The organism is Alcaligenes sp. GW821-FHT11D07 (assembly GCF_058808495.1).
The window spans coordinates 151,826-171,519 of the sequence record NZ_JBXART010000004.1; the positions used below are offsets into that span (position 1 = coordinate 151,826).

A 19,694-nucleotide genomic window follows, 5' to 3' on the forward strand; every position below is an offset into this window, starting at 1 on the left:
ATGAAAGGACTCAAGGATAAGGTTGTCATCGTCACCGGCGGCGCCACACGTATTGGTGCTGGCGTGGTCGAGGTCTTGTTGGGCTACGGCGCGCGTGTGGCCGTGTTCGATATTGACTCAGCCGGTGGGCAAAAGGCCGTTGGCAGCGATGCCGCCAAAGCCAAATTCTGGGAAGTGGATATTACGGACGATGCCGGTTTGAATGCCGCCATTGAACAGGTCAAGACGCACTTCGGTCGCCTTGATGGGCTGGTCAATCTGGCCTGTTCCTATCTGGATGAAGGCATGGCTTCCAGCCGAGCTGACTGGCTCACCGCCTTGGATATCAACCTGGTCAGCGCCGTACAGGCGGCCAAAGCCGTGCGTCCCTTGTTGCCGCGCGGTGGCTCCATCGTCAACTTCACCTCCATTTCTTCGTCTGTCGCACAAACCGGGCGCTGGTTGTACCCGGTCTCCAAAGCCGCCTTGTTGCAGCTGACTCGCAGCATGGCCCTGGATTTTGCACCGGATGGCATTCGCGTCAACTCGGTCTCGCCCGGCTGGATCTGGTCACGGGTGATGGACGAGCTGACCGGGGGGGATCGTGCCAAGACAGACCGCGTAGCTTCTGCATTTCACATGCTGGGCCGTGTGGGCGATCCCCAGGAAGTGGGCGAAGTGGTGGCGTTCCTGCTCTCGGATGCCGCCAGCTTTGTGACCGGGGCAGATTATGCCGTCGATGGTGGCTACTCGGCCATGGGTCCGGAGCAAGGTGTACCAGCCATTCCCAAATTGGCTGAATAACAAAAACAGGGCGTCGCCGGGGTGGCGTCCCTAGCTTCCATAGAAGGAAAAAATCATGCGTAAAGTTGCTATTGTGGGCGCCGGCCAAGCTGGCATGCCTGTTGCATTTGGTCTTTTGGCCCAGGGCTATGAAGTTGCCCTTTTCACCAACCGCAGCCCTGACGATGTTCGCGGTGGCCGTGTGATGTCCAGCCAGTGCATGTTTGCCGAGGCTCTGGACGTAGAGCGCCGCCTGGGTCTGAACTTCTGGGATGAGGAATGCCCGCCCGTGCAAGGTATTGGCTTTGCCCTGCCCAATCCCGATCAGCCTGACACCAAGGCAGTGGACTGGAGCGGCCGTCTGGACCGCGAAGCGCAAGCGACCGACCAGCGCGTCAAAATGCCTTACTGGCTGGAGCTGTTTGAGCAGCGCGGCGGCAAGCTGATCATGGAAGATGTGGGCGTGGCTGAACTGGAGCGCATCGCCCAGGAATATGACCTGACCATGTTGGCTGCCGGTAAAGGTGAAGTGGTCAAACTGTTCGAGCGTGATGATCAGCGTTCCATGTATGACAAGCCTCAGCGCGCCTTGGCACTGACCTATGTACACGGTCTGGAGCCTACGCCTGAATATTCACGCGTGTCTTTTAACTTCATTCCCGGCGTGGGCGAATACTTCGTCTTCCCATCGCTGACCTTGTCCGGCCCTTGCGACATCATGGTGTTTGAAGGTGTGCCCGGTGGCCCGCTGGATCGTTTCCGCGATGCCAAGACCCCTGAAGCGCATCTGGAACAAAGCGTGTCTTTCCTGCGTGAATTCCTGCCGTGGGAAGGCGACCGTGCCCGCAATGTGGAATTGACTGATGCCCAGGGTTACCTGTCCGGCGCTTTCCCTCCCACGGTGCGCAAACCTGTGCTGACACTGCCTTCGGGCCGCATGGTGCTGGGTCTGGGAGATGCCGTGGTCGTGAACGATCCGATTACCGGCCAAGGTTCCAACAACGCCGCCAAAGCCGCTCAGGTTTATCTGGACAGCATTCTGGAGCGTGGCGAAGGCGCTTTTGACCGCGACTGGATGGAAGCCACCTTCGAGCGCTACTGGGACTACGCCAATCTGGTGGTGCGCTGGACCAACTCCATGTTGAAGCCGCCAACCGACGCCTCGTTTGCCTTGTTGACCTCTGCCCAGCAGTCGCCGGGACTGGCTCATTTCCTGGCCAATTCCTTCAATCACCCACCGGTCCTGTTCCCGGCCTGGGAAGATTTGACGGCCGCCCAGGCATTGATCGAGCAGACTCGCAGCCAATCTGTGGCTGCCTGATAGACCGTATTTAAGGAGAAGTATCATGACCCCCACCGCAACGCTGCAAGAGCCCTCGTCCCAGACCGCTGCCCAGCGGCAGGCCGTGTCTGCCCAAGCGTTGGCAGCTGCTGACGCCAAACCCACACCGTCCAATGTGAATGTGGTCGATAGCCGTGCGTTTCGCCAGGCACTGGGCCATTTTCCAACGGGAGTGGCCATTGTCACGACTCGTTGTCCCGATGGCCGGGCGGTGGGTCTGACGATCAACTCCTTTACCTCGCTATCTCTGGAGCCGCCTTTGGTGATGTGGAGTCTGGTGAATCATTCGCCCAGCCTGGATATTTTCCAGAACTGCAGCCACTTTGCTATTAACGTCATCAGCCAGGAACAGGTGCCTGTTGCCTTGGGTTTTGCCAATTCCCAGGTCAAAGACAAGTTTTCCCTGGTCTCGCATGTGGACGGGGAAGAAGGCGTTCCTTTGCTGGACGATTGCGTGGCGACTTTTGTGTGCGAGAACTACCGTCAACACGAAGGTGGGGACCACACCCTGTTTATTGGCCGTGTAGTGCGCCACACCACCTTGACTGAACATGAGCCAGCGGTGTTTCACCGTGGCCGTTTTGCCAACCTGACCACGCCTAGCGGAGATCGTTGAAATGAGCGATGCGCACAGCGCTGATGTAGTCATTGTCGGCAGCGGGATGAACTCCCTGACTTGCGCCGCCTTGCTGGCCCAGCGTGGTTTGGCGGTGACGGTGCTGGAGCGCAACGCTGTTGCCGGGGGCTGTATCCGCACACAGGAGCTGTTCCCCGGTTTCACGCACGATGTCTTGTCCAGTTGGTATCCGCTATTCATGGGTGGGGCTTCGTATGCGGCCTTGGCGGAGCCGCTGGCCAAGGCCGGGATGGAGTTTGTTAAAGGCGAATACAGCACGGGTCTTGCGATTCCTGGTGGCCCGGCCTTGGCCTTGCGCCAGGATATGGACGACACTGTGCGCCGTTTCAATGCCTTGATGCCCGGTGAAGGCGATGCCTTGGGCGCGATGGCTGCCCGTATGTTTGGCCCTGATGCGGGCTTGGTGTTTGGCTTGCTGGGGGGCGAACCCTACCGCTGGCCTATGGCCAAGCTGGCTTTCGGTGCCTGGCGGGAACGGGGACTGGATGGCCTGATGTCGTTTGGCTCGCAAGCGCTGGAAAGTTTCCGACGCTGGGCCATGCGTGATCTGCGCAGTGATCTGGCACGCGCCATGATTGCCCCCTGGGTATTGCACAGCGGCCTGGGCCCGGACGAAGCCAGTTCTGCCCTGATCGGCAAGCTGACTTTCAGCGCGGTCGTCAGTGGTGGCATGCCGGTGGTCAAGGGTGGCAGCTACCAGATCGTGAAGGCGTTTACCCGCATCATTGAAGAGGCGGGTGGCGCTGTGCTGACCAATTCCCATGTGGATCGCGTACTGGTGGAGGGCAATAAAGCCACTGGCGTGTGCGTGGGTACCCAACGCTATCTGGCTCGCCGTGCTGTGGTGTGCAACGTCACCCCAGCTCAGTTGTACGGTGATTTGCTGCCGGACGTTAAACCTGAATTATTGAAGTCCGCCCAGGATTATCACTATGGCCGGGGCGGCATGCAGATTCACTTTGCCCTGAATTCACCACCGGACTGGGTCGACCCGGAATTGCGCCATGTGCCTATGGTGCACGTGACTGAAAGCATGGAGCAGGTGTGTTCCTCGGTCGTGACGGCCAGCAATGGCTATCTGCCCGCCAAACCGACCTTGGCTGTTGGCCAGCCGGTAGCGGTGGATGTTAGCCGTGCTCCGGAAGGTCACTGGATTTTATGGGTGCAGATGCAAGAGTTGCCGCGCCACATTAAAGGGGATGAGGCCGGGGAAATTGCCGTGCCGGCTGATGGTTGCTGGAATGAGGCGGTACGCGAAGCGATGGCTGATCGGGTACAGGCTCGTCTGGAAACTGTGATGCCGGGGCTGCCTGCCAAGATTATCGGGCGTCACAGTGTCAGCCCAGCGGATCTGGAAGCCTTGAACATGAATCTGGTGGGGGGCGATCCCTATAGCGGCGTGTGCTCGCCGGATCAGTTCTTTTTCATGCGCCCTTTTGCGGGGCATAAGGATGCGCGCAGTGGCACCACGCCGGTGCGCAATCTGCATCAAATTGGTGCGTCCGTGCATCCTGGCCCTGGCCTGGGTGGTCAATCCGGCTATCTGGCAGCGCAGCGCATCTTGAAAGCGTGATGACGCAGGAAAGAGGCCAGCTTAGTGCTGGCCGCCACGCGCTCGCAGCAGCGTTTCGCTAGGTGTCTCGCCAAAGCGGCTGCGATATTCGGCGCTGAAACGCCCCTGATGCGCAAAGCCCCAGCGTATGGCCAGATCGGCCAGTGTTAGATGCGGCTCGTTAGAGTTGATCAGTTCATGGCGCAGCCGGTCCAGCCGGACCTGACGCAGGTACTGCATGGGGCTGATGCCGTAGTGCTCTCGGAAAGCCTGCTGCAAGGTGCGTGAACTGACGCCTGCAATCGCGCTTAACTCCGCAATGGTCACGGGCAGGTGAGCCTGTTCATGCAAATGGCTGGCCACTTTCTTGATATGACGTGGCAGTACCCGGCTGGCGCTGATCGCCTGGATCTGCGCTGGTGGATGTAGACCCAGCAAGGTGGTAACCGCTAATTGCTCCAGCTGGCTGATGATCAAGGGCGAACGTCGAATGTCCTCGTAATTGCGGGCGCAATCGAGCACATAGCGCAGCATGATCTGCCAGGAAGGCTGAGTATGGGCTTGCATGCGTACTGGGAAAACCAGCCCTTGGGGGCCAACGTCCAGTCCCAGGCCACGTGCCGCTTGCTCCACCAGATTCCGGTCTATCTTGAGCATTAACTGCTCATTATTGGCGTGCCAGATCATGTCCACATCTTCGTTTGGATTCAGGATCGTGGCTTCGTAAGGGGTGGAATCTACCGTTTGACCGCCGCAGCGGATCTTTGCGGTGCCATATTGAGGCATCTGAACCAAGTAAAAACCGGCCAAGTGATCGGGCTGAATGTGAACGTCTGCGCCATAGCCCAGGCGGCTCAAAGCGACCTGACCAAACTGGGCATGTCGCAGCCGGGTTTGCAGGTTCTGGTCGGCACGCAGCTGCTTGAGCTGGTGCGATTTGAACATATCACTGACTGATTTGCGCACGTGCTCCAGGTCAGCTGAAGCGACACGTGCCCAGTGATCGGGCTTATTTTCCATGTTTCATGTGCCTAGATGGTTATGAAAGGCCGGAAGGATACGTAAAACCTTGTGTTTCAACGGTTTGCAGCGGCTTTATTTTAGTTGTAAAGTATATCAGTGGGCCACCGGGATTTCCCGCAGTCCTGTTTAGTTTGTTTTGTTCAATAACAGAGAGAACCGTGCAGAAAGACTTCCATTTTTACGAACCCACACAAGGCCACGGCCTGCGCCATGACCCTATCAGTTCGATTGTTGGCCCCCGTGTGATTGGTTGGATTGGTACCAAAAGCACCGAAGGCGTGCTCAATCTGGCCCCGTACAGCTTCTGCAACGTGTTCAATTACCGCCCGCCTGTCATCGCTTTTTCCAGCGTGGGCTACAAAGACAGCGTGCGCAACGCGATTGAAACCGGTGTCTTTACCTGGAACCTGGCTTCCCGTGATTTGGCCGAGCCCATGAACATGACCAGCCTGGAACAAGATGTGCGTGAATTTGAAGTGGCTGGTCTTACGCCAGTGGATTCGCGCCTGATTGATGCGCCGCGTGTGGGCGAGAGCCATGCTTCGCTGGAGTGCAAGGTCACCACTCATTTTCAGCTGAAAGATTCTGAAGGCAAGGATCTGAATACCTGGATGGTGCTGGGCGAAGTGGTGGGCGTGCACGTGTCGCCCAACAGTATCGTGGACGGCATCTACCGCACTGCAATCCCCCGTCCTATTTTGCGTGGTGGTGGTCCTGGCGATTACTTTGAGATCACCGATTTGGCCTTGTTCGACATGCCTCGTCCTAAGGCCTGATACGGTTTGATAGCGGAAGTTAGGCGGAATTAGTCGTCTGATGCCTGCTAGATAAAAAAACGGCGCCATGAAAGCGCCGTTTTTGTGGGTACGAATTGTGCTTATCAAGAGCGGGATGAACCGCCTGCGGCCAGAAACTGCGCCAGACGCGGGCTGCGCGGCGACACCAGAACTTCTTCTGGTGGGCCTTCTTCTTCAACCACGCCTTCGTGCAGGTAAACCACCTTGCTGGATACGTTGCGCGCAAAGCTCATTTCGTGGGTAACCACCACCATCGTGCGCCCTTCTTCGGCTAAATTCTGCATTACTCGCAAGACTTCACCCACGCGTTCCGGGTCCAGTGCGGAAGTCGGTTCATCAAACAGCATCACTTCCGGTTCCAGCGCCAAAGCGCGGGCAATGGCGACGCGCTGCTGCTGACCGCCCGACAAGAACGCGGGATATTGCTTAGCCAGATCGCGCGACAGGCCTACCTTGTCTAGATACAGTTCCGCCTTGGCAATGGCCTGAGCCTTGTCCATGCCCTGTACATGAATAGGGGTGGCGGTAATGTTTTCCAGCACCGTCATATGGGACCACAGGTTGAAATGCTGAAACACCATGGCCAAACTGGTGCGCAAACGCTTGAGCTGCTGCTTGTCCACCGCAACCAATTCCCCCGTTTTGGCGTCCAGACGAGTTTTCAGTTCTTCGCCCTTGATGACAATGCGGCCCGAGTTAGGCGTTTCCAGAAAGTTGATGCAGCGTAAAAACGTGCTTTTACCGGAACCGCTGGAGCCGATCAGGCTGATGACATCGCCCGGCTCGGCGCTTAATGAGACGCCCTTGAGCACTTCCAGGGAGCCATAGCGTTTGTGAATGTTTTCGATGAGCAGGTTGGGCATGGAGAACGATATCGTATTGAAAGTAAAAAAACCGGCGCGGCGCGGCAGAGGGGATTACATCACAGAGTGGCCGTCAGGCAAATCATTGTGCCTGTGGTTTTCCCGTACAAATCTGTGGGTCTAAACGGATTTACGCGCGTTTCTGGGTTTATGATGCAGTCTTCCTTGCCCCCCTGACGGGGCTAAGGGCTGAGCGCAAACAGCGTTGTAGCCAATGTTAGGTGTCCGTTTTGGCGGACCCGTTTCTAGAGAGTGTTGTCATGAAAAAAGTGGTCCGTGCCAAGCTGCATGGTATCAAGGTGACCGGTGCCGACTTGAACTACCACGGGTCGATCACACTGGACCCTGAAATCTGCGAACAAGCGGGCATTTTACCCATGGAGTTTGTGGAAATCTGGAATAAGGACAGCGGTGCCCGCATTTCTACCTACGTGATCTTCGGTGAACCCGGCTCGCGCTGCGTGGTCCTGAACGGCGCGGCGGCCCGTACCTGTCAAAAGGGCGACACCGTCATCATCTGTGCAACAGAATACGTGATGAATACCGAAGACCTGTATTCCCTGCGCCCCACCGTGCTGACCTTCACGCCTGAAAACGAAGTGGACGAAATCATGCATTACGAAGTCACCAAGACGGCCCAGCGCGATTACGACTTCCGCGTGGTACGCGACGACCGCCCTCGCGGTGCCGAGCGCCCACTGGCCCGTGTAGACGTGGACGCCCTTTCCGCTGATCTGCGCTCCCGTGGCCTGGATGACCGTGCTATTGCTGACATCCTGTCCTGCCACCTGGCTGACTTCGCTCCAGCGAACCAGAACTGATTGATCTTCGCCGGGCCGCATCAGGCCCGATGATGGCTGTATTGAAAAACGCTGTGTTCACTGCCTCAGGCAGCAAACACAGCGTTTTTTTATTCAGTCACAAGGTACACAGAGCGCTTGAGTACCTAGTGCACGTTCAGCCTTAGTACTGGGCGCGCAGCGTCAGCATGACGTTACGTGGGTCGCCGTAGTAGTTGTAGGCACGTTCGTGGGCGATGTAGCGGTAGTAGTTCTTGTCGAACACGTTGTTCACGTTGAGGGTGGCTGAAACCTTGGGCGTGAAGTCGTAGCGCACCATCAGATCGGCCACGGCGTAAGGATTTTGCTCGATACGGATCGTGCCCGCCGTGTTTTCGTACAGGAACTTGGTCTGCCATGTGAAGCCGCCACCCACTGTCCACTGGCGCAGCGAGCCTGGCAGGCGGTACGTGGTAAAGAGCTTGAACATGTGCTCGGGTGTGCGGGTGTTGAAGGGCTTGCCTTGGTTGGCCGCATCCTTCACGTACTTGGTGGTGTTGTACGTATAGCCCGCCGTCAGATTCCAGCCTGGGGCCAGTTCACCCGACAGTTCCGCCTCAATCCCTTCGCTACGCACTTTGCCAGCCGCCATCGAGCAGTAGTCGCTGGTGGTGTAGGGGCAAGGCTTGGGGCCGTCCAGATCGCTCTGGGCGCGGTTGGTTTCCTCGATACGGAAGGCGGCCAGCGAGGCCTGCACGCGGCCATCTTGGAATTCGCCCTTGATACCCGCCTCGTAGTTGGCACCCACGATGGGTTTGAGCAGCGAGCCATTGCGGTCGATGGCGTTCTGTGGACGGAACACGTCGGTGTAACTGGCGTACAGCGAGTAGGTGTCGTTCAGATCGAAGATCAGTCCGGCGTACGGCGTGAACTCGCCACTGACCTTGTAGCCCGAGGAACCCGTATTGGCGCCCGTGAGTAGGTTGGTGCTGTCGCTGGTGTAGTCCCACCAGCTCCAACGGCCACCGACGATCAAGGTGAGCGGGTCGGCAAGGCTCAGACGGGCAGCGGTATAGATGCCCGACTGCTTGGTGGTGGTGGCGGTGCGCGACTCATAGGGCCCAATGTTGGGCGGGGGCAGCGAGTTGGGGTCCCAGTTAAAGACATCGGGCCGGATGCTGGCGTATTCACGCAGTGGCACCTGATCGGTCTCGGTGGGGTTGCGGCGCATATTGGCGCCTATCACCAGCTCGTGCTTGCGGCCTAGCAGCGAGAACGGGCCCGAGGCGTACAGATCCACGCTGGTCTGGGTGCGATTCAGGCTGCTGGCTCGGGCGTAGTTCAGGAGCGGGCCCTGGTGGGTGTTGCGGTCTACGCCCGAGCCTGAGGCAGACAGAAACACCGTGTCTACGTCGTAGTGCTGGCGGTTGGCCGACAACTTGGTTTGCCAGCCGTTGTCCATCTCCCAGGTCAGATCGCCGAACACGGTGGTGCTGCGGGTAGCGCGGTGGTTCCAACTGGCGCCCAGGTAGCTGCTGCGTGGCAGTTCGAGATCGCCGCCATCGGCAAAGAAGACCAGACCGGTGCCGTTGGGTGTGCCCTTGGTGCGCTGGTGATCCACGCCCACGGTAGCGGTGAGTGAAGGCGTGAAGTCGTATTGCAAGACGCCGTACAGCACGTCCTTGCGTTCGTTTACATGATCGACGAAGGAGTCGCGGTCGTCGTGCGCCGCCACCACTCGCCCGCGCAGATCACCACTCTTGTTGAGCGGACCGGAGATGTCGGCCTCCACACGGTAGCTGTTCCACGATCCCACCATCGCGCTGCCGCTGGCGGAAAATTCGCGTGTAGGTTGCTTGCGCACCAGATTGAGCGTGCCGCCCGGATTGCCAGCCCCCTGCAATAGACCCGCCGCGCCGCGTACCACTTCCACACGGTCGTAGATGGCCATGTCGGCGGCCGCTTCCGAGCCGCCTGCACCTAGCGAGACAGGCACGCCGTCAAGCTGGGCAGTGTCCAGCGAGAAGCCACGGATCTGATAGGTTGTGCCCAGCACTTCGCCTTCCTGCACCTTCACGCCGGTGGCTTGCTTGAGTGCGTCGTTAAGTGTGAGCAGGCCTTGGTCGTCGAGCCGCTGGCGCGTAATGACGCTGACCGACTGCGGAGTTTCACGCGTCGACAGATTCATGCGCGTAGCTGAACTTGCGGAAGCGTTGGTGTAGCTGCCTGTACCTTCGGTCCTTGGATCGAGTTGTCCACGCACGGTTACGGCGCTTAGCTGGGTGATGTCATCGGCAGATGGCTGGGGAGCTTGGCGCAGATGATAGCTGCCATCCGAGCTGGCAACGGCGGTCAAGCCGGTACCGCTCAGCAAGGTATCCAGCGCGGCCTGGGGCGACAGCGTGCCGGAGGCTCCAGGACTGGTTTTACCCTTGGCCAGTTCAGCAGCTCCCGCTACCAGCACCCCGGAGGCGCTGGCGAAACGGGCCAGTGCAGTACTTAAGGGGCCAGCAGGAATGTTGTAGTTCTGGGCGCTGGGTGAGGCCGCTTGCGCCAGGCTTAAGGGCTTGGCTTGAGCCTGCGTGTGCCACGTGCCCAGACCCAGTGCGCAGCTGGCGATGGCCAGTTGAATCAGGCAGGCCAGCGGGGTCTGTCGAAAACGGGGCTGGAACGCAGGGGTGGCAGGTGGAGGGGACGCCTTACGGGCGGCGATAGGCGGGGAATAGCCGGACATGGTGAATGCTGCTCCTTGGAAGCGGTGTAATCGGCGAGAGCTGGCCGGTCTGCACATGCCCTGCTCCAGTTCTGGCGCAGCGGCACGGGACGTGATGAAACAAGGCCCTCTTTAGCTATATCGAGCAAGCCAAGAAAAAGCGGAACTCGGGTTGGGGAAAATATTGGGTTTTGGCAACAAGCCGCCCAGGTTGTGGCCTTGGGCGGGTCCTGCTTGCCCAGGGCAAACGGAATCAGCGGGCCGCCTGGGCAACTTCAATGCTGACCCACCATGGCAAGGTTCGTTTGATACGGATGGGCAGCACACCTTCCAGCATGCTCAATGCCCGGTCCGGGTCGGTGGCGGGATAGCTGCCGATAACCGGCAATTGCGCCGCCTGGGGAGAGACGCTGATATAGCCGCCGCGATAGCGCTGCAATTCGTTGACAACATCCAGCAAGGGGGTGTTGTCGGTCACGATGATGCCTTTGACCCAGCTCTGACGTTCGGGGGCGGCAGGGGCGAGCTCCGCAATATGCGAATGGCTCAAGCGGGTCTGTTGCCCCGCATGCACGATGCGGCGGGTATTGTGGGCCGAGGTGTCGATCTGGACAGCACCCTGGTAGACCGCTAATAAGGTCTCCTGGCCATCCAGCCGTACCGTAAAGCGCGTCCCCAGAGCACGCAGTTGCCCTTGGCGGGTGTTAACCAGAAAGGGGCGGCTGGGGTCAGCGGCGGTTTCAACTAGTATTTCACCGGCCACCAAAGACAGCACACGCTGGTCGGCACGGAAGTCGTGATTCAGGGCTGTGTCCGAGCTGAGCCAGACGGTAGATCCATCAGGCAGCATCAGTTTGCGCACTTCACCTTGGGCACTGCGGTGCTCGGCCGTCCAGGCCAGCATCGTTTGGGGTAAGGACGTATGCCGCCAGGCCAGCCAGCCGCCCAAGCCTGCGCCTGCCAGTGTGCCCAAGCTCAGAAGTAGTTGACGGCGACGCCCCATGCGCTGGTTAGCCAGACAAAAACTTTGCACCGCCGCCTGCCGGTTGCTGCTGTTTTGTATCGGTTCAAAGCGGCCGCTGATGCGCTCGACATACTGCCAGGCCTTGCGATGCTCTGCCTGAGCGGCTAGCCAGGTTTGCCAGTTTTTGTGGTCCTTCGCAGAGGCTTCGTCCGAGCGCAGCAAGGCAAACCATTCGGCGGCCTGTTCCAGGGCGGCGTAAGACGGTTCCTGCGTATTGTTGGGATGAAGTTCGGAGCTGCTCATGAAGTGGCGATATGGCGTGCGGATAATCAGCGCGGCTGGGGCAGGCCGAGTGCCTGCTGCACGGGCCTGTCCGAGGAGGTATGGCGGGCTTCCAGCTTCAGGCAGCACAACATGGCCTGGCTGATGTACTTATGCACCATACGGGTAGAGACACCCAGTGCCTGTGCAATTTCACGATTGCTCATGCCGTCGGCCATAGCCATGAAAAAGGCGTTGCCCACCTTGGGGGGAAGCGTGCGCAACATGCTGTCTATCTCGTTCAGGGCTTCCAGCACCAGAGCTTGATGTTCCACAGAGGGGACGACGGCGGCGGGACGGCTGGCCAGCTCTTCCAGCCAGGCTTGTTCGATCTGGCGGCGTCGCCACAGGTCCACACACATGCCATTGGCCATGAGCCGCAAATAGACGCGGGCTTCGGGTTCGCTGCCGAAATGGCGGGGCTTTTGCAGCAGTCGTACAAAAACGTCTTGCGCCAGATCGGCGGCGTCAAAGGAGTTGCCCAAACGCCGTCGCAGCCAAGCATGCAGCCAGCTATGGTAATTCCGGTAGAGCGATTCCATGTCTGGCGAGAAGGCGGGGTTGTGCATGATGCGTCCAGTGGTGCCTGCTCGACCAGCGGAATGGCAGAGGTGCGGGCATTAATAACTGAGAATAGTTCTCAATTATCAGAAAAAACCGCCCATTCGGCAAGGTGCCGTGGGCGGTTTCACTGTTGGCATGGCAAACGATCAGGCCTGATCGCGCCCTTCTTCGACGGCGTGGCAAGCCACTTCCTGACCGCCGGTATTTAGCAAAGCAGGTGCTTCGCGGCGGCAGCGTTCATTGGCCAAGGGGCAGCGTGGATGGAAGGTGCAGCCTGATGGCGGGTTCAGTGGATTAGGCACTTCACCGGCCACGGGAATGCGGCTTTTGCCTGCCCCGCTCATGTCGGGAATGGCGCCCAGCAGCATGCGCGTATAAGGATGACGTGGCTGCGCAAACAAATCATCGCGTGGCGCAATTTCCACAATCCGGCCTAAATACATCACCCCTATCCGGTCGGCCACGTGGTGAACCACGGCCAGATTATGGGAAATGAATAGATAGGTCAGACCCAGATCGCGCTGCAAATCCTTCATCAGGTTCAGCACTTGTGCCTGTACCGACACATCCAGCGCCGAAGTGGGTTCGTCACAGACGATGAATTCCGGTTGCAGGGCCAAGGCCCGTGCAATCGAAATACGCTGGCGTTGGCCGCCGGAGAACTGGTGCGGGTAACGCTGGGCGTCGCTGGCCGTCAGGCCTACCTGCGTCAGCAATTCCGCCACTTTGGCCTCTTGCTGCTCACGGCTCATGTCCGTGTGCGTGACCAGCGGCTCGGCAATGATACGGCCCACGCGCCAGCGGGGATTCAGGCTGGCATAGGGGTCCTGAAAAATCATCTGGCGGCGCTTGCGCATGGAGCGCTGGCTGGCTTTGTCCATGGACTTGAGCGATTGGCCGTCAAACAGGATCTCGCCGCGAGTCAGTGAATACAGGCCCGTCAGCAAACGGGCAACTGTGGATTTACCGCAGCCCGATTCGCCTACCAGCGCCAGGGTTTCACCTTTGTTCAAGGTGAAACTGACCCCGTCCACGGCGCGCAGATTCACTTTGGGTTTGCGGTAGACCAGACGTTCCAGCAAGGGTGGGGATACGTCGAACCAGCAGGCGGCGTCCTTGACCTGGACCAGGGCTTGTTTAGGGGCGCTCATGCGGACTCCTGTGCATGCAGCCAGCAGGCCGCTTGCGTCTGAGGGGGAACGGGCAACAGCTCGGGACGTTCGCTCAGGCAGCGATCAAAACGGCGGTCACAGCGCGGATTAAAGGCACAGCCAGCCGGAATTGCGTTCAGGCGGGGCATGCTGCCAGGGATCTGCTCCAGGCGTTCCAGCCCGGCGTGCAAGTTAGGGATGGAACGCATCAGGCCACGGGTATAGGGGTGGCTAGGCTGTTGAATCACATCCCGTACCGGGCCGATTTCAATGACGCGTCCGGCATACATCACCGCCACGCGGTCTGCGGTTTCCGCAATGACACCCATATCGTGCGTAATGAGCATGACCGAGGTGCCTTGCGATCGACAGAGTTTTTTCAGTAGATCAATGATCTGGGCTTGAATCGACACATCCAAGGCGGTGGTCGGTTCGTCGGCCACGATCAGCTTGGGCTCAGCGGCCAGCGCCAGGGCAATCACCACACGTTGACGCATGCCGCCGGAGAACTGATGCGGGTAGTGGTCAATACGCTCGCGGGCGGCGGGAATGCCAGTGGCCTCCAGCAGTTCGATGGCACGCTCCCGAGCCTGTTTCCAGGACAGGGGCAAGTGCGTCACGATGGTTTCAGCCAGTTGATGGCCCACTGTATAGAGCGGGTTCAGTGAGGTCAGCGGGTCCTGAAAAATAGCGCCGATCTTGCGACCGCGAATCTTGCGCATCTGGTCCTGATCCAGATTGTCGATGCGCTCGCCTTCCAGCAGGATTTGCCCGCCACTGATGCGGCCGGGCGCATCGAGCAGGCCAATAATGGAAGAACCCGTCAGGGATTTACCGGCACCTGATTCCCCTACGACCCCCAGCACTTCACCGGGGGCGATGGAAAAAGAGACATGATCCAGTGCCTGAAGCACGCCATGCCGGGTCGGAAATTCGACACACAGGTCTTGGACAGTAAGTAGTGCAGTCATGGCTCAGCTCAATTTGGGGTTCAGGGCGTCACGCAGCCAGTCGCCCAGCAGGTTGACTGACAGGACCAGCAACACCAGCATCAGGCCGGGGAAGATCGTGATCCACCACTCGCCAGAGAACAGGAAGTCGTTACCAATGCGGATCAAGGTGCCCAGCGACGGTGAGGTGGCCGGTACGCCAACCCCCAGGAAGGACAGGGTAGCTTCGGTAATGATGGCGGTAGCCAGGTGCACAGTCGCTAGCACCAGTACGGGGCCCATGACGTTGGGCAGCACATGGCTGAACATGATGCGCGAAGAAGACACGCCAATCACACGGGCTGCTTGTACGTATTCGCGGTTTTTTTCCACCATGGTGGAGCCGCGCACGGTACGGGCATACTGCGGCCAGCCAGCCAGGGCAATGGCCCCGATCAGCACCGGAAAGGCCACCACATCGTGCATGTTCAAAGGAAAGACAGCACGTGCCACACCGTCAATCAGCAAGGCGATCAGGATGGCAGGAAAGGACAACTGCACGTCAGCCACACGCATGATGAAGGCATCTACGCGGCCACCGGAATAACCCGCCAGCAGACCCAGCACAATACCCACCACCATGGCCAAAGCGACCGAAGCCAGACCAATCAGCAAGGAGGTACGGGTGCCGTACAGCAAGGCGGAAAACAGGTCACGGCCCTGGCTGTCGGTACCCAGCCAGTATTGTGGCGAGCCATTTTCAGACCAGGCCGGAGCCAGCAAAGCATCCATCAGGTCAATGGAGGTCAGATCAAAAGGATCGAAAGGGGCCAGCCAGCGGGCCCCCAGCGCGCCCACAAACAGCAGCACGGCGACGACTGTGGCCATAATCGCCACGGGTGAATGGCGCCAGGACCAGATCAGATCGCTATTCCAGGCAGTTTTTAGTTTCGCGAACATATTAGTGCCCCTTTGCGCCCGACAGCTGGGTACGCAGACGTGGATCGACCAGGAAGTACAGCAGGTCTACCAGCAGGTTGATCACAACAAACACCAGGGCAATCAGACAAAGATAGGCCGCCATGACGGGGATGTCCGCAAACTGCACAGCCTGAATAAACAGCAGGCCCATGCCAGGCCATTGGAAAACGGTTTCGGTCACGATGGCAAAGGCAATGATGCCGCCCAGTTGCAGACCGGTAATGGTGATGACGGGCACCATGGTGTTTTTCAGGGCATGGCCAAAGTGAATGGCGCGTTGCGACAGGCCGCGAGCGCGGGCAAATTTGATGTAGTCGGCGCGCAGCACTTCCAGCATCTCAGAGCGCACCAGACGCAGAATCAAGGTGAGCTGGAACAAACAGAGCGTGATGGCGGGCAGAATCAAATGCTTGATGCCGTCCCAACTGAGCAGGCCGGTGCTCCACCATCCCAATCGCATGACTTCCCCGCGCCCATAGCTGGGCAGCCAGCCCAGTTGCACGGAAAATACCAGGATCAGCAAGATACCAATCAGGAACGTGGGTAATGAAATACCCAAGAGGGAAAAGGCCAGAATGCTTTGTGCGACGAAGCCATTGCGTTTCAAGGCGGTGTACACCCCCAGCGGCAGGCCGATCAGCAAAGCCAGAATGGCCGCGACTACCGATAGCTCTACAGTGGCAGGCAGGCGTTCTTTGAGCAGAGTGGATACAGGTTGGGCTTGCCGCAAGGACAGGCCAAACTCGCCTTTCACGGCTTGGCCGACAAAGCGTCCGAATTGAACGGGAGCGGGTTGGTCCAGCCCCAGGCTGGCGCGCAGCTCGACGCGGTCCTGTTCGGTGGCGTCTTGTCCCAGCATGATGGTGACCGGATCGCCAATGTAGCGAAACAGTACGAAGGCCAGAAGGCTGACCGTCAGCATCACCAAAACAGCCTGGATCAGACGGCGAATAATAAATACCAGCATAGGCGGTCTCCTGGTGTAGTGCGAGGATCACTCGCGACCAGTGTCGTCCTTAATGTGTAGAAGTCGCCCGGCAAAGGGGCGTGCGCAGAAATGAAGACTACGGACTATATAAGACCTGCCCCGCATGGAAGCGGGGCAGGATGGGGAAGAAAGGCTTATTGCACGGTGACCCACTGAGCCGCCATGCGGTTATCCGCACGGTGAATGACGTCAACCTTTTTGGCCATGGCCCAAGGAATGATCTGGTCATGCAGCGGGATATGGCCCACTTCTTTGGCATGAATTTCCAGAACCTTATGAATGGCCGCATCGCGCTTGGCGGTGTCGGTTTCGGTCTTGATCTGGTCGATCAGGGCATCCACTTCAGCGTTGTTGTAGTTGCCAAAGTTAAAGGAACCGTCAGCGCCCTCGCCTTTGCTGTGCATCAGGCTTTGCAGGGTGTAGAGCGCGTCAAAGGTAGGTACGCCCCAGCCAAACATATAGGCGCTGCTGTCGTAGTTCTGCACCTTGGGGAAGTAGGTGGCACGGGGCATGGCGTTCAGGTTGGCTTTGACACCGACCTTGGCCCACATGCCCACAATGGCCTGGCAGATGGCTTCATCGTTGATGTAGCGATCGTTCGGGCAGTCCAGCGTGAAGCTTAAGGAGTTGTCGTAACCGGCTTCTTTCAGCAATTCTTTGGCGCGGTCCTGGCTGTAAGGAATGCGCTGTGCCAAGTCCTTGGTGTAGCCATGTACCTGTGGAGCGATCATGGTGCCGGTGGGGGCGGAGGAGCCGCGCATCACCGCTTTCTTGATGGCTTCAATGTCGATGGCGACATACAGCGCTTCACGCACGCGCTGGTCAGCAAATGGGTTCTTGCCCTTGATGCTGCTGTATTTCAGTTCGGGGCTTTTTTGGTCCAGGCCCAGGTAAATGGTGCGGTATTCATTACCTTCCACGATCTTGGCTTGTTGGCGCAGACGCTGCAAATCCTGTGCAGGCGGGTCCAGTACCAGGTCCACTTCGCCTGACAGCAAAGCGGCGGTACGGGTGGCGTTTTGCTTGATAGGCACGTAGATCACTTCGGTCACGTTGCCCACTTTGTTGGCCTTGTTCCACCAGTCTTCGTTTTCCACAAAGACGGTGCGTACGTCCACTTCACGGGACTTCACCTTATATGGGCCGGTGCCGTTCGTGTTGCGCGAGGAATAGGTTTCTTCGTTCTTGTTGAAATCCTGTGGCTGCTGGGCCTTGTTTTTTTCGGACCAGTCTTTGTTCATGATAAAGACGTTGGTCAGCTGTCGCAGCAGTACAGGGTTAGGTGCGGTGGTGATGATATCCACCGTTTTATCGTCCACTTTGACTGCTTTATCAATGCCGTTTACGTAGGCTTTGAAATTGGACGTGGGGGCCATGGCACGGTGGATGGAGAACACAACGTCGTCAGCGGTAAAGGGCGCGCCGTCATGAAACTTCACGCCTTCGCGCAGAGTGAAACGCCAGACCGTAGGCTCCAGCTGTTCCCAGGAGGTCGCCAGTGCAGGCGTTAACTGGAAGTCTTTGTTGTAATCCACCAGGGGCTCATACACATACGAGCTGGCAGTAATGATGAGGTTTTCGTTCTGGGCGTGGGGGTCCAGGGTCATGAAGTCGCCCTGGCTGGACCAAGTAAGCGTCTTGCTGTGGCCTGCCAAGGGCAGGGTGACCAGAGCCGCCAGCGCAGCAGCCAATACTGTTTTTTTCATGAAAACCTCCTGATGGGATGGTTGGTGTCGCTGATAGAGAGGCTGAATAGTACCCGAGCGTCAGTTCATGACTCAATACGTAATTTCAGCTAAAAGTCAGCTTAATGAGGATTAGTGATTTATATCATCTCTGCGCTTATTCAGACCGGATCAGTCCGGGGCAGACTTATCGCTATAATGGTGTACGTATATACAGTTACCGGGCTAAGCAAGGTCGTGGCGCAAGAACAAAAACCGTTAGGGCGGCGTATCGCTCACGTGGATATGGATGCTTTTTACGCATCGGTGGAACTGCTGCGCTACCCTCATTTGCGCGGCAGCCCTGTGGTGATTGGCGGGCGCAGTACGGATGCCCCGCGCCAGTTGCCCGATGGCTCCTGGCAGCATGCCCGTCTGGCCGATTATGTAGGACGTGGAGTGGCCACGACCTCCACCTATGAAGCTCGCCAACTGGGCGTGTTTTCCGCCATGGGTTTAATGAAGGCCGCTTTGCTGGCACCTGAGGCTATCTTATTGCCTGCAGACTTTCAGGCCTATCGTCACTATTCCCGATTGTTTAAACAGGCAGTAGCAACTGTCTCGGATCATATTGAGGATCGGGGCATAGACGAAATCTATGTAGACCTTAGCCACAAAACCGCAGACAGCCATGAATTGGCCGAGCAGATTCGCCAGGCTGTGAACCAGGCTACAGGCTTGACCTGTTCGGTAGGCATCACCCCCAACAAGCTGCTGTCCAAGATTGCCTCGGAACTGAACAAGCCCAACGGGGCCTGTGTGCTGACTATGGATGATGTCCCTACCCGCATCTGGCCGCTGGCAGTGGGCAAGATCAATGGCATCGGCCCTAAGTCCGTCGTAAAGCTGACGGAGATGGGGATACAAAATATTGGTGAATTGGCGGCTACTCCGGCAGAGAAACTACAGGATCACTTTGGGCTGCGATATGCGCAGTGGTTGATGGCCGTGGCTCAAGGTCAGGACGACCGCCCCTTGTCTACGGATCGCACTCCTAAATCCATCAGCCGCGAAACTACCTTCGAGCGCGATCTGCATGTGCGTATGGACCGTGCCCGCCTGTCCACCGTGCTGGAAGCTCTGTGCGAAAAACTGGAAGAAGATTTGCGCAAGTCGGCCATGTGCGCGCAGACCATAGGCATCAAGCTGAAGTTTGAAGACTTCAAAACCGTGACACGCGACCTTTCCTTGCCCGCTCCGGTGCTGGCGGCCGATGCCATTTTGGCCGCGGCCCGCCAAAACCTGAAACGCGCTGTGCTGGACCGGCGCTTGCGTTTGGTGGGGGTGAAGGCCAGCACTTTGCTGCCCCTGAGTGAAATGCCGCAGGAACAACCCAGGCAGCTGGATCTGGATGGCTTGTTCTGACCCTGCCTAAGCGCGGCGCTTTCGATCTGCGCTGGCTCAAATAAGACTTCAGGCTTAAAGTGATTGGGCGCCATCTGGCTTGCTGCCATGGCTTGCCGCCGTCCATGTGTGCCAGAAAAGGGACAATCCACCGCCAGAACGACATTGTCCCATGCACAAGTCTCCTGCTGGGGGTGTGCTGCGTTAGAATTAATCTGTCCAGCCGCCGGGCTGGTTTCTTTTTTCTTTTTTCATCAAGG

At 58.3% G+C, this 19,694-nt stretch carries 17 protein-coding genes; 7 read left to right on the forward strand and 10 right to left on the reverse strand.

All coding sequences use genetic code 11. The features are described from left to right. The 4 genes from AC1RSM_RS17445 to AC1RSM_RS17460 are packed head-to-tail and all read left to right on the forward strand — an operon-like array spanning position 1 to position 4,314. Positions 1–783 carry an SDR family oxidoreductase gene (locus tag AC1RSM_RS17445; protein ID WP_492933836.1) on the forward strand — a complete coding sequence of 261 codons (783 nt, stop codon included), beginning with the start codon at positions 1–3 and terminating at the stop codon, positions 781–783. A gap of 55 nt (positions 784–838) precedes the next feature. Continuing rightward, a complete protein-coding gene (locus AC1RSM_RS17450) occupies positions 839–2,083 on the forward strand; it encodes a styrene monooxygenase/indole monooxygenase family protein (RefSeq protein ID WP_492933837.1) in 1,245 nt (414 codons plus the stop codon). A gap of 25 nt (positions 2,084–2,108) precedes the next feature. Further along, positions 2,109–2,720: a flavin reductase family protein gene (locus tag AC1RSM_RS17455; RefSeq protein WP_492933838.1), complete on the forward strand. Its 612-nt coding sequence runs from the start codon at positions 2,109–2,111 to the stop codon at positions 2,718–2,720. A gap of 1 nt (position 2,721) precedes the next feature. Further along, entirely contained in the window at positions 2,722–4,314 is a 1,593-nt protein-coding gene (locus tag AC1RSM_RS17460) for a phytoene desaturase family protein (RefSeq protein ID WP_492933839.1), read from the forward strand. A gap of 21 nt (positions 4,315–4,335) precedes the next feature. On the opposite strand, the gene AC1RSM_RS17465 is transcribed toward AC1RSM_RS17460, so the two are convergent. Continuing rightward, a complete protein-coding gene (locus tag AC1RSM_RS17465; RefSeq protein WP_492933840.1) occupies positions 4,336–5,313 on the reverse strand; it encodes an AraC family transcriptional regulator in 978 nt (325 codons plus the stop codon). Positions 5,314–5,474: 161 nt separating this feature from the next. On the opposite strand from AC1RSM_RS17465, the gene AC1RSM_RS17470 reads away from it, so the two are divergent. Continuing rightward, positions 5,475–6,092: a flavin reductase family protein gene (locus tag AC1RSM_RS17470; RefSeq protein WP_492933841.1), complete on the forward strand. Its 618-nt coding sequence runs from the start codon at positions 5,475–5,477 to the stop codon at positions 6,090–6,092. Positions 6,093–6,196: 104 nt separating this feature from the next. On the opposite strand, the gene AC1RSM_RS17475 is transcribed toward AC1RSM_RS17470, so the two are convergent. Further along, a complete protein-coding gene (locus AC1RSM_RS17475; protein ID WP_492933842.1) occupies positions 6,197–6,976 on the reverse strand; it encodes an ABC transporter ATP-binding protein in 780 nt (259 codons plus the stop codon). A 260-nt stretch (positions 6,977–7,236) separates the two neighbouring features. On the opposite strand from AC1RSM_RS17475, the gene panD reads away from it, so the two are divergent. Beyond that, the gene (gene panD / locus AC1RSM_RS17480; RefSeq protein WP_492933843.1) at positions 7,237–7,797 is read left to right on the forward strand and encodes an aspartate 1-decarboxylase; all 561 of its coding nucleotides are present in this window, start codon (positions 7,237–7,239) and stop codon (positions 7,795–7,797) included. A 142-nt stretch (positions 7,798–7,939) separates the two neighbouring features. Here panD and AC1RSM_RS17485 read toward each other — a convergent pair whose 3' ends face one another. The 8 genes from AC1RSM_RS17485 to AC1RSM_RS17520 all read right to left on the reverse strand — a co-directional run bounded on the left by AC1RSM_RS17485 (position 7,940) and on the right by AC1RSM_RS17520 (position 18,072). Continuing rightward, complete coding sequence (locus tag AC1RSM_RS17485) at positions 7,940–10,489, reverse strand: TonB-dependent siderophore receptor (protein WP_492933844.1); 2,550 nt, start codon at positions 10,487–10,489, stop codon at positions 7,940–7,942. Between the two features lie 232 nt (positions 10,490–10,721). Beyond that, positions 10,722–11,735 (reverse strand): FecR domain-containing protein, encoded by a 1,014-nt coding sequence (locus tag AC1RSM_RS17490; protein ID WP_492933845.1) that lies wholly within the window; start codon positions 11,733–11,735, stop codon positions 10,722–10,724. Between the two features lie 26 nt (positions 11,736–11,761). Further along, the gene (locus tag AC1RSM_RS17495) at positions 11,762–12,322 is read right to left on the reverse strand and encodes a sigma-70 family RNA polymerase sigma factor (RefSeq protein WP_492933846.1); all 561 of its coding nucleotides are present in this window, start codon (positions 12,320–12,322) and stop codon (positions 11,762–11,764) included. Positions 12,323–12,463: 141 nt separating this feature from the next. Then, on the reverse strand, positions 12,464–13,468 hold the full coding sequence (locus AC1RSM_RS17500; protein WP_492933847.1) for an ABC transporter ATP-binding protein: 1,005 nt from the start codon (positions 13,466–13,468) through the stop codon (positions 12,464–12,466). Beyond that, complete coding sequence (locus tag AC1RSM_RS17505; protein WP_492933848.1) at positions 13,465–14,439, reverse strand: ABC transporter ATP-binding protein; 975 nt, start codon at positions 14,437–14,439, stop codon at positions 13,465–13,467. The genes AC1RSM_RS17500 and AC1RSM_RS17505 overlap by 4 nt, the downstream gene beginning before the upstream one ends. A gap of 3 nt (positions 14,440–14,442) precedes the next feature. Then, complete coding sequence (locus AC1RSM_RS17510; protein ID WP_492933849.1) at positions 14,443–15,357, reverse strand: ABC transporter permease; 915 nt, start codon at positions 15,355–15,357, stop codon at positions 14,443–14,445. 1 nt (position 15,358) lies between these two features. Continuing rightward, positions 15,359–16,345: an ABC transporter permease gene (locus AC1RSM_RS17515; protein WP_492933850.1), complete on the reverse strand. Its 987-nt coding sequence runs from the start codon at positions 16,343–16,345 to the stop codon at positions 15,359–15,361. 155 nt (positions 16,346–16,500) lie between these two features. Beyond that, on the reverse strand, positions 16,501–18,072 hold the full coding sequence (locus AC1RSM_RS17520; RefSeq protein ID WP_492933851.1) for an ABC transporter substrate-binding protein: 1,572 nt from the start codon (positions 18,070–18,072) through the stop codon (positions 16,501–16,503). A 177-nt stretch (positions 18,073–18,249) separates the two neighbouring features. On the opposite strand from AC1RSM_RS17520, the gene dinB reads away from it, so the two are divergent. Further along, entirely contained in the window at positions 18,250–19,455 is a 1,206-nt protein-coding gene (gene dinB / locus AC1RSM_RS17525) for a DNA polymerase IV (protein ID WP_492933852.1), read from the forward strand. The last annotated feature ends 239 nt before the right edge of the window (positions 19,456–19,694 follow it).